The sequence below is a fragment of the Cuspidothrix issatschenkoi CHARLIE-1 genome (assembly GCF_002934005.1).
Taxonomy (GTDB): Bacteria; Cyanobacteriota; Cyanobacteriia; order Cyanobacteriales; family Nostocaceae; genus Cuspidothrix; species Cuspidothrix issatschenkoi.
On sequence record NZ_PGEM01000180.1, the window covers coordinates 1 to 10,605 of the forward strand.

Annotated in this window: 11 protein-coding genes and 2 pseudogenes; 9 read left to right on the forward strand and 4 right to left on the reverse strand. The window is 38.4% G+C overall.

The annotated features are described in order from the left end of the window. Positions 1-72: 72 nt before the first annotated feature. A pseudogene (locus tag CUN59_RS19315) lies at positions 73-375 on the reverse strand (hypothetical protein); the annotation flags it as partial. 121 nt (positions 376-496) lie between these two features. Here CUN59_RS19315 and CUN59_RS19320 point away from each other — a divergent pair. Continuing rightward, a pseudogene (locus CUN59_RS19320) lies at positions 497-878 on the forward strand (WD40 repeat domain-containing protein); the annotation flags it as partial. A 72-nt stretch (positions 879-950) separates the two neighbouring features. Here the strand turns inward: CUN59_RS19320 and CUN59_RS19325 are convergent. Next, positions 951-1,250: a 30S ribosomal protein PSRP-3 gene (locus CUN59_RS19325; protein WP_104389365.1), complete on the reverse strand. Its 300-nt coding sequence runs from the start codon at positions 1,248-1,250 to the stop codon at positions 951-953. A 266-nt stretch (positions 1,251-1,516) separates the two neighbouring features. On the opposite strand from CUN59_RS19325, the gene CUN59_RS19330 reads away from it, so the two are divergent. From CUN59_RS19330 to CUN59_RS19355, 6 genes are all read left to right on the forward strand, one after another. Next, entirely contained in the window at positions 1,517-2,575 is a 1,059-nt protein-coding gene (locus tag CUN59_RS19330) for a PstS family phosphate ABC transporter substrate-binding protein (RefSeq protein WP_104389366.1), read from the forward strand. A gap of 15 nt (positions 2,576-2,590) precedes the next feature. Then, on the forward strand, positions 2,591-3,607 hold the full coding sequence (locus tag CUN59_RS19335; RefSeq protein WP_104389367.1) for an ArsJ-associated glyceraldehyde-3-phosphate dehydrogenase: 1,017 nt from the start codon (positions 2,591-2,593) through the stop codon (positions 3,605-3,607). A 104-nt stretch (positions 3,608-3,711) separates the two neighbouring features. Continuing rightward, the gene (gene arsJ, locus CUN59_RS19340) at positions 3,712-4,974 is read left to right on the forward strand and encodes an organoarsenical effux MFS transporter ArsJ (RefSeq protein WP_104389368.1); all 1,263 of its coding nucleotides are present in this window, start codon (positions 3,712-3,714) and stop codon (positions 4,972-4,974) included. A 230-nt stretch (positions 4,975-5,204) separates the two neighbouring features. Continuing rightward, positions 5,205-6,281 carry an ACR3 family arsenite efflux transporter gene (gene arsB / locus CUN59_RS19345; RefSeq protein ID WP_279327321.1) on the forward strand — a complete coding sequence of 359 codons (1,077 nt, stop codon included), beginning with the start codon at positions 5,205-5,207 and terminating at the stop codon, positions 6,279-6,281. A gap of 39 nt (positions 6,282-6,320) precedes the next feature. Continuing rightward, positions 6,321-7,109: a Nif3-like dinuclear metal center hexameric protein gene (locus CUN59_RS19350; protein WP_104389369.1), complete on the forward strand. Its 789-nt coding sequence runs from the start codon at positions 6,321-6,323 to the stop codon at positions 7,107-7,109. A 608-nt stretch (positions 7,110-7,717) separates the two neighbouring features. Further along, positions 7,718-8,029, forward strand: coding sequence for a DUF6679 family protein (locus CUN59_RS19355; RefSeq protein WP_104389370.1), 312 nt, complete (start codon positions 7,718-7,720; stop codon positions 8,027-8,029). 17 nt (positions 8,030-8,046) lie between these two features. On the opposite strand, the gene CUN59_RS19360 is transcribed toward CUN59_RS19355, so the two are convergent. Together CUN59_RS19360 and CUN59_RS22390 are read right to left on the reverse strand one after the other, a co-directional pair. Beyond that, positions 8,047-9,702: an MBL fold metallo-hydrolase gene (locus tag CUN59_RS19360; RefSeq protein ID WP_104389371.1), complete on the reverse strand. Its 1,656-nt coding sequence runs from the start codon at positions 9,700-9,702 to the stop codon at positions 8,047-8,049. A 94-nt stretch (positions 9,703-9,796) separates the two neighbouring features. After that, complete coding sequence (locus tag CUN59_RS22390; protein WP_279327322.1) at positions 9,797-9,919, reverse strand: DUF8629 family protein; 123 nt, start codon at positions 9,917-9,919, stop codon at positions 9,797-9,799. A gap of 255 nt (positions 9,920-10,174) precedes the next feature. Here CUN59_RS22390 and CUN59_RS19365 point away from each other — a divergent pair, with 255 nt between their 5' ends. Beyond that, positions 10,175-10,414 carry a type II toxin-antitoxin system HicB family antitoxin gene (locus CUN59_RS19365; RefSeq protein WP_104389373.1) on the forward strand — a complete coding sequence of 80 codons (240 nt, stop codon included), beginning with the start codon at positions 10,175-10,177 and terminating at the stop codon, positions 10,412-10,414. Then, positions 10,411-10,578 (forward strand): type II toxin-antitoxin system HicA family toxin, encoded by a 168-nt coding sequence (locus tag CUN59_RS19370; protein ID WP_243406998.1) that lies wholly within the window; start codon positions 10,411-10,413, stop codon positions 10,576-10,578. Before CUN59_RS19365 ends, CUN59_RS19370 begins: the two co-directional genes overlap by 4 nt. The last annotated feature ends 27 nt before the right edge of the window (positions 10,579-10,605 follow it).

Genomic DNA, 10,605 nt, shown 5'->3' on the forward strand with positions numbered 1-10,605 from the left:
GCTGAAAAAGTTGTCTGTGAGGAGAGGGAACTCTTAACTCTTAACTGGGAGCAGTTTCAACTATCTGGATACGGCTATTTTTCTGTAGGTTCTGGGTTTGTTGCTATTTTTTACTTTTACAGAGTTATATAATATATCTATAATTGTTTCTGTGTGCTTTCTGGACTGATTTAATAATTCTAAATCTGTAGGATAACTAATGTCTGCTGGCGCGCCTATACTTGCTGTAAATATTGCTGCGTATTCTGCTTCAAATTCTGTCCAAGGTATTATTTTCGCCAGGATTACCCAACGGTTATCTGCTGCCAGTTTCCCCCCAAAGGGTAGTTCAAACTCTTCCGGTAGTGTGTCTTGTTGTTTTTGTTTGCGATACATTTTGATGCACCTTCATGCAAGGGTTTTTACCTACTTTACCCCTTTTCCTTCCACTTTGTTCCTTTTTTCTTACCCTTAAACTCTTGATTTATCCAGGTTTTACTTTTATTCTGCAAACCCTACTTGGGCAGTTTTGACCGCTGCTTTTAGTCCCACAAATCAAAATTTGTTAGCAACTGGTAGCGGTAATAATACAATCAAATTATGGGATGTTAACACTGGTGAATTAATTAGCACACTTTCAGATCATTCTTGGTCAGTAGTGGCTGTAGCCTTTAGTACCGATGGAGAAACGCTGATTAGTGGCAGTTGGGATAAAACCATCAAAATTTGGCAAATCAAGACAAATAAAAAAGTTGTCAGTCTTAAAAGTTATACAGAATCAATATCTAGCGTTGCTATCAGTAGTGATGGGTTATTAGTTGCCAGTGATAGCAAAGACAAGACCATCAAATTGTGGCATCAGTGACAGGGGAATGGTGATTGGTGATAATTTTACTTAATTACCCAGTACCGTTTGACTGACGCTCACGGTGGAAGCCAATCACCAATTACCCATTACCAACTTAAAATAATCAGGCGCTACCAGTGAAGGCAACTTCTGGAAATTTCAACTGCGCTTCTGCCATGGGACGGTTTCTACCTTCCTCTTGCCAGTAGTTAATCACTTCTGTGGCTTTATTTAGCAACTCCACACGATCAACATCTGTAATCCAGTGTTTGGATTCTAACTCTTTTTTTAACTCTTCCCACGCATCATTTCTAGGCCAGAAAAAGTATTTGGTTAAGGGACTAGAACCTTTACCAACAACCTGATCAACTGCGAGGGCGACGTTCTCGTCTAACCAGAGAATTTTTAAAATGAACTTGGTCAATTACACCTCCGGGGAATATCCGGGTTTTACTTACTCAGTTTGCGACCCCTCATTTTAACTCAATCTTGGACTAATTGACTAATGACTATTGATCATGACTAATAATCATCGCTGATTTTCCCTCAACCTGCTTCTGGAGAATACATCAATTTTTTTTGATTAATTTTTATATCTGATGGTAGAGTAGGTATTGACATATCAATTTTTTTTGAAATGATAGATACGTAGAGAAAGCAGTCTGATCACTAATTATACAGGTAAAATCAGTGAAAAAAACAGCAAAAAAATTATTCCTAACCCTGGGAATGTTAGCTTTAACAACCAGTTGCACAACTACATCTAATTCTAGCGACAATATTCAGCAGCCAACTGAAGCTGTAAAAGTTACTAACTCTACTACTGCCGCACTGATAAAAGTAGATGGTTCTAGTACCGTATATCCCATTACCCAGGCTGTAGTCAAAGCATATCAAGCCAACCCTGAAAATAAGAGTCAAGTACAAGTAAGTATTTCGGGTACTAGCGGTGGGTTTGAAAAATTCTGTGCTGGAGAAATAGACATCAGTAATGCTTCTCGTCCTATTAACCAGTCAGAAATGGCAGCTTGTAAAAAGAATAACATCAGCTATATGGAACTACCCATTGCTTTTGATGCTTTAACTATCGCTGTTAATCCCCAAAACAATTGGGCAAAAGACATCACAGTAGCCGAACTAAAAAAAATCTGGGAACCTGGGGCTGAAGGAAAAATTACAAAATGGAATCAAGTCCGTAGTTCTTGGCCAGATCGCCCAATTAAATTATACGGTGCTGGTGATAAGTCTGGGACATTTGATTATTTTACTGAAGCAATTGTCGGTAAAGCTAAAGCCAGCCGCAAAGATTACACAACCAGCGAAGATGATGAGGTTTTAGTTGCAGGTATTAATAAAGACCCTGATGCCTTGGGTTACTTTGGTTATGCTTACTATGAAGAAAACAAAGATAAGTTAAAAGTCTTAGCAGTTAATAGTGGTAAAGGTGCTGTTCTACCATCACCAGAAACCGTAGAAAAAGCTAAATATCAACCACTTTCTCGACCTCTATTTATATATGTCAATCTTTGGTCTAGTAAAAATAAAACTGTAGTTTATAAGTTTGCAGACTTCTACATTAAAAACGCTGCAAAAACAGCAGTTTCTGTTGGCTATGTGCCTTTATCAGAGGAAGCTTACAAACTTGATTACGTTCATTTACATAAAGGCAAAGTGGGAACAGTATTTGGTGGTAAGTCTGAGTTTAAACTCACACTTGGGGAATTGTTACGTAAACAAAAAGAATTTTAGGAATTAATAAAAATTATGGCAATTAAAGTAGGAATAAATGGATTTGGTCGCATAGGAAGGTTAGCTCTTCGTGCTGCTTGGGGTTGGACAGAACTAGAATTTGTACATATTAATGAAACCAAAGGTGGAACGGATGCAGCAGCACATTTGCTCAAATTTGATTCTGTACATGGGCGTTGGCAACCGGAAGTAGAATCTGTAGAAAACCAAGTTGTTATTGATGGTAAATCTCTCAGTTTTACCGAACATTCCCAACCTGGTGAAGTTCCTTGGGAAGACTTTGGTGTTGATGTGGTTTTGGAGTGTTCTGGTAAGTTTAGAACACCTGCTACCCTTGATCCATATTTTAAAAGAGGCGTGCAGAAAGTAATTGTTGCCGCACCTGTAAAGGAAGAGGCTTTAAATATTGTCATGGGGGTAAACGATCATCTTTATGAACCTGAAAAACATCATTTATTAACAGCAGCTTCTTGTACTACCAATTGTTTAGCCCCAGTAGTAAAGGTAATTCATGAAGGGTTAGGAATTAAACATGGAATAATTACCACAATTCACGATAATACTAATACGCAAACTATTGTAGATGCACCTCATAAAGATTTGCGCCGGGCTAGGGCTACAAGTATGTCATTAATTCCCACTAGCACCGGTTCAGCTACAGCTATTGGGTTAATTTATCCAGAATTGAATGGTAAATTAAATGGTTTAGCTGTCCGTGTTCCTTTGTTAAATGCTTCTCTGACAGATTGTGTATTTGAAGTAGTCAGACCAACAAACATTGCAGAAATTAATGGTTTATTAAAAGCAGCATCGGAGCAAAAACCATTAAAGGGAATTTTGGGTTATGAAGAACGTCCTTTAGTATCTATTGATTATAAAGATGATCCTCGTTCTTCAATTATTGATGCCCTTTCGACAATGGTTGTTGATGAAACCCAAGTGAAAATTTTGGCCTGGTATGACAATGAATGGGGTTATGCCAACCGTATGGTGGAATTAGCACGCAAGGTGGCTTTAAGTTTGCAAAAATAAGGTTTTGATGTAAGGGTTGTGGGGTATTTAATTTACCCCATTTCCCTAACTCCTAACTCCTAACTCCTAACTCCTACTATATTGACAATTTTGAATTTTTAATCATGGCTTCTACTACTGCTTCTAATTCTAATTTCAAGAATTATATTCTCGTGACACTGGCATATTGGGGCTTCACTTTAACCGATGGGGCTTTGCGAATGTTGGTGTTACTCTATTTTAATAAAATTGGTTATACACCCATCCAAATTGCCTTTTTATTCCTGTTTTACGAGGTATTTGGAATTGTTACAAACTTTCTCGGCGGTTGGATTGGTTCACAGTTTGGTTTAAAGGTGACTCTTTACACTGGTATTGGGTTACAGGTGTTTTCTTTGATGATGCTGTCTTTTCTTAATCCAGGGTGGGCGCAGTGGCTTGCAGTCCTCTATGTGATGGTTGCACAGGCTTTTTCGGGAATTGCTAAGGACTTAACCAAGATGAGTTCTAAAAGTGCCATTCGCTTGGTTGTGCCTCAAGATGCTCAATCGTCTTTGTTTAAATGGGTGGCAGTGCTAACAGGTTCTAAGAATGCTTTAAAAGGGGTAGGTTTCTTTCTTGGTAGCGCCCTTCTCAGTTCGGTTGGCTTTATTAATTCCCTGTGGATTATGGCTGGGGGACTGGTTTTAATTATGTTTTCTGGGTTAATACTGCCCAAAGGCATGGGTAAAATTAAGAAAAAGGTTAAATTTAGCCAGTTGTTTTCTAAAAGTGCAGAAATAAATATTCTCTCGGCGGCGCGATTCTTTTTATTTGGGTCTAGAGATGTATGGTTTGTTGTGGCTTTACCAGTTTTTTTACGGGGAACTTTAGGCTGGTCTTTTTATCAGGTGGGGGGATTTTTAGCCTGTTGGGTGATTGGTTATGGGATTATTCAATTTTTAGCACCGACACTAATGCAACGTTTTGGTTCTGGTCGTTCACCCCAATCTCAAACTATTCGATTCTGGACATTTACATTAACGGCTGTTCCTGGTGCGATCGCCCTGGCACTACAATTAGGTTTACCTGCTAATCTTGTAATTATTGCTGGACTTCTGGTTTTTGGTGTCGTATTTGCCTTTAATTCTGCTGTTCATTCCTATCTGGTTTTGGCATTTACTGATGATGACAAAGTTGCCTTAAATGTGGGTTTTTACTATATGGCAAACTCAGGCGGTCGTCTTGTGGGTACAGTTTTATCCGGTTTGGTTTATCAAATATTTGGCTTAGTCGGTTGTCTATGGACATCAATGTTTTTCGTATTAGCAGCAGGTTTAGTTACCATAAAGTTGCCTAATCCTCAACCTAGTAAAGCTATAGCTTGGAAAGCTGGAGATGGAGACTGATATTTCCCAGTCTAAAGATATGTTATGGAAACAGGTATATCCTACCCTAGTTGGATGACTCCAAAATTTATTTGACTTTAAATTTGGTGATGGGCAATTTGGTGACAGTTTTTGCCTCTTGCCTAAATGTTAATTTACAATAAATCCGCATTTATCATCACAATAAGAGCCCCAAATTCTCCAAAAAGTCGGAGATATGAAACTAAATTAAATTTATACAGGTAAATCAAGTGGGATATGTAATTAAAAAAGACACCATCAAACGTCTTTCTTTTCTTGATCGCTTTTTGACATTGTGGATATTCCTAGCAATGGTTATTGGAGTTGGTTTAGGATATTTTTTCCCCAATATAGAAGTTTTTATCAATCATTTCCAACTGGGAACAACTAACATCCCGATAGCCATTGGTTTAATTTTAATGATGTACCCCCCATTGACGAAGGTAAAATATGAAGAGTTAGGTGATGTATTTAGTAATAGGAAAATTCTCGGACTATCATTATCCCTAACTTGGATAATTGCCCCAATAGTGATGTTTATACTTGCTATTCTTTTCCTACGCGATCAACCTGAATATATGACTGGTTTAATTCTAATTGGATTATCCCCTTGTATTGCTATGGTAATTGTCTGGAGTGATTTAGCTAAAGGAGATCCTGAATATACGGCCGCACTTGTTGCTTTTAACAGTATTTTTCAAGTTTTATTTTACAGCCTTTATGCCTGGTTTTTTCTTTCTATTTTACCGCCTTTATTTGGCTTACAAGGAAGTATTATAAATATCAGTATTGGAGAAATTGCCAACAGCGTTTTTATCTATTTAGGCATTCCTTTCTTAGCTGGATTTACGACTCGCTGTATTTTAGTAAAAGCTAAAGGTAAGCAGTGGTATCATCATCAGTTTATTCCAAAAATAAGTCCCATAACTTTAATTGCTCTATTATTTACTATCGTGGTAATGTTTAGTTTAAAGGGTAATTTAATTGTGCAGATTCCTCTGGATGTTGTTCGCATTGCCATTCCCTTGATTATCTACTTTTTGTTGATGTTTTTTAGTAGTTTTTTCATGGCATGGAAAATTCATGCCGACTATGCAAAAGCTGCTAGTGTGGCATTTACTGCTGCTGGTAATAATTTTGAATTAGGGATAGCTGTAGCTATTTCTGTATTTGGAATTAAATCTGGTGTGGCTTTTGCTGCTGTAATTGGACCTTTAGTAGAAGTTCCAGTCTTAATGAGTTTGGTCAGTGTATCTTTCTGGATCAAAAAGCAGTTTTTTAGGTTATCTTCCCCAATGGGATTATAATTAAGTACGTTTAATCTACTATTAATTTATTTGAATTTAATGAAAGTTGCTGATTTAATTACCTGGTTTGAGGAATGGGCAAATCCTGCTTGGTGCGAAAGTTGGGATAATTGCGGTTGGCAAGTTGAACCAGGTGTTTTGTATACAGAAGCGCGGGTATTGGTATGTTTAACACCTACTTTAGCTGTCATGCAGGAAGCGATCGCTCTCCATGCTAACCTGATTTTTGCCCATCATCCCCTCATTTTTAACCCTCCCAAATCTTTCCACACTGGTGAAGCCTTAACAGAAATGGTGCGGTTAGCTTTTGCCCATAATATTGGTATTTACAGCGCTCATACTAACTTTGATCAAGTGGAAGAGGGAACTGCTGATGTTTTAGCCCAAATTCTCCAACTTCAAGAAGTATCACCCATTGTTCCTACCCAAGCTGGTTTAGGTTATGGGCGCGTGGGCATAATTAACCCCAGTTTAACATTAGAAAAGCTACTGAATAATATTCAATCTCAACTAAATCCACCTCAGTTAATTTTTTCACCAATGGCTGATTTACAACAGCAAATTTCCCGTTTAGCTGTTTTAGGAGGTTCTGGTGCAGGTTTTATTTCCGCCGTAGTCAAAACTAATGCCCAAGCTTATCTGACTGCTGATTGTAAATTTCATCAATTCCAGGAAAGTCGTGATCGTGGTATTGTATTAATTGATGCCGGACACTATGCTACAGAACGTCCAGCTTGCGATCGCTTAGTCCAAAAATTCCAAGCCCTGAACCTAGACTGGGTACAATTAAGTCAACAAGATGAGGATTTTCGTCAGTTCTTAACTTAACTTCAATTTATGTGGATAAGACTTACGGACTGTACAAATTAACCATTGTGCGTATGAACGATATTTGGTCGTTTCAAATTTTGCGGATGAAATCTAGATAAATAGCGATAGCAAAGCACTGCTGCCAGCAGTTCGCTAAAAAATCATCAAAAAATCGGGTTTAAATCTCTGAAAGTCACCCTACCTAATTCCTGTCACCTTTCCAAGTGAGGAGAAACAAGAGATCAGAAATAATGTTATCATCTGTGAAGTATTGTGTTTTATCACGTTATCTACTGAGTATGATCTGCTAAGACAGAGAGTATGTGATGTAATTCCTGTTATATATTCCTCCACTGGGATAGTGATTTTTGCCTGTAAAAGCTCCAGTCAAAGAAAAATCCCTGTAGAAATTAACAAATTGTATAGCAGTTCAATTAATGCGGTAAACTAAAGTTTAAGACCAAAAATTTCACCTGACACTAATGACTAAAAATCAGTGCTAAAATTGAGTCACTAAACTTACTGGGTTTCCACCGCGAACTTCACCTCTAAGAGGCTGATATTCCAGGTATAAACCCCAAATTTGACAGGTTTAACTACGTTGTATAAAAAGGCAGAAGCACTACATGCTACACCGCAAAATTTATCAACTGTGTTGCGACGGGCGGGAGGTATGTGTTTTTTTGCGGGATCAGCAACGCTGGATAGAGCGGGCCCGCATTATTGATATCGAGGGCGATTTAGTGACTTTACGCTATGAAACAGACGAAGAAGATGAAGTTTGTTCTTGGGAGGAAATGGTTCGTCTCGAAAGCATCGGATCTGTTACTCAAAAATTAGCTTCAGTGCCACGCGGTTACTCAGAACCGCTTACAACTGATGATTGTCCCGAAGCGGAGCGAATTCACAATCCTTATACTGACCTAAATCCAGACTAGACACGCCTTAATTAAATTCATGTCAGGCGTTCAAAAGCGGGACAGTATCCATCAAGGGTAACTTTGAAATTATATAAGGGGGCAGCGGGATTCCAACACCGTTGTCCCCTTTGATGTCGGCAACTACCACAACACTCAACATCCCCAGCACTAGGACGCAGGTGATTTTGATTTAATAGTTCTCGTGGAGATAACCCCCGTAATACTAATTCTTCACCTTGCCAACGGGCTGCAATTAAACCTGTATCAGCAAATTGTCGCCACCGGGGATCTGCTGTCACCGCATCAGGGAGGGTAATAGTAATAACAGTACCTAATTCTGCCAACTCACCTTCATAGCTCGTTTCTGGGGCAGCAGGTTGTAAAAATGTTTCTCCTATCGGTAATTCTACTAAAGTTCCGGCGGCTGGTGAATGAACATGATAACGGTTTTGTAACTCTTCTAAGCTAGTTAAGTCCGCCAAGTAACTAGGAGAACCATGAACAAAAATTACGTGCTGGGGGCGTAAATTATGAATTAGCTGGGTTGTTCCTGGTCCATCACTATGTTGTGCTAAAAGATAACTTTCCACTTTCGTGGGTGCTAAATATTCTTGATTCACTGGAATATCAATTTTTTCCGGTAAAAGAATCAGCCAATTACCTGTATTAGCTTGACAATACTTACTTAAATCTGAGGTTGTATCCGTGAGAATAATACAAGGAGATGTGCCTAAAGTTGCCAAATTTTCTGGTTTTAATCTTCTTACACGGGGTTTGACTCGTTCATCCCAAAATAAAGGTTGATGACGGGCAAAATTCTGGACTGACGCGGGGAGATGGGGCAAAAGTTCTAAATAAGCATCACAACCAGTGGCTACAGCACCATCCACCCAAATGTCTAAATCTCTACCTGTAAAGTGGTGATGGGAACGTAACAACATGAGTAATTCTTGACCTAAACCTAAAGCTGGTGTTGGTAAAATTACTGAAGAAGTTGGTTCTATACCAGTGGGACTAATAGCGCGATGAATCCTTTCTGCTAGTTGATTTTCTTGGTTACGGCGATGGGGATGACGGGATGTACCATAACTACCTTCAATTAATAGTACGTCTAAATTTAAACCTCGGAGTTCATCGAGTCGTAACCCTTCCACTAAACGGGAGTTAGAGAGGAAAAAATCACCAGTGTATAGTAACTTATAATCGCGGTTGGGGGTGTGGTAAGTGAGGAGAATGGCCACAGCGCCGGGTAAATGACCTGCGGGAAACAATTCTACGATTAAATTTTCTTTTATTTCTATGGGCGATCGCAATGGTAACGCCTGACAAAATTTAGGAATACCTTGCAATTGTGCCTCTGGCCAATTTAGTGGTAATAACTTTGTCGTTACCTCACTAGCATATATAGGTAAAAAAGGAAAAGCCTCATTTAATTCTAACAGTCCTCTAGCATGATCTGGATGAGCATGACTAACTAAAACCAAATCTGCTAAAGTCGCTGATTGAGTCACTTCCTCTACTAGAGGTAAAATATTTGTTAAACCAAAATCTAACAGGATACGGTGTGGCCCCATCCTGATCAGCAGACACACTCCTTCGTCTTGATGTTGAACACTATAGGGCAAACATTCTAACTCATGACCTGTTTCCCCAACATCAACACCAAAATCAGTTGATAAATTATCCCTCATGTTTCTACCCTTAAACTAATAGCTGAGAAACTTGGCTTTTAGCAATATTCCTCAGCAAAGTTCTAAAAGTTGGAAACAAACAATGTAACTCTTTTTAATGTGCAGAACCATTACCATGATAGTTGTCGGAATCATAAAAGCCATTTTTCGTACCAAAGAATAGGCACGAAATCGTAAATATAACAGTTAAACCCACTAATACTAGCTTAACATCCATTGATTTTTACCCTTAACTTAAGACATTTTTATCTTAATCGAGTGTTTTTGTCTTTGGACAGAATCAGCAGAAAATCTTTACTATGCCTGGGTTCTATGTAAATATAGCACTTTTATGGTGTGGGCAGGAGAAACTCGTCAGAATCAGGATGTCCAGGATGAAAACAGGAACGATTATTAGATCGCGCTTCACTATCGCGCTATTGAGCATTTAAGATTTATAATAAAATAGATTTTGGGGAGAAACTTACGGTATATAAATAACAACGACAAAAAAGTTTACAATTACACTGTCATTCTCGAACGGGAAGAAGACGGAGGTTATCACGCTTTTTGTCCTCTGCTTAAAGGTTGTCATTCCCAAGGAGATACTTTTGAAGAAGCGATCGCCAATATAACAGAAGCTATAGAATTGTATCTTGAAAGTCTAATGGCTGATCATCAACCTATCCCTAAAGAAGATTATATTGTTAAGCCATTAGGTGTTTTAGTATGAGTATTTTTCCGAGCGTCAAAGCTAAAGACTTTATTAAAGTTGTTGAAAAATTAGGTTTTTATTTTGACCGTCAAAAGGGGAGTCACTCCATTTACAAGCATAATGATGGGCGTAGAGTTGTGATTCCTATTCATTCAGGAAATTATTCAGCAAACCCTAGTTAACACAGGGTAAGCTCATCTAATTTGGTA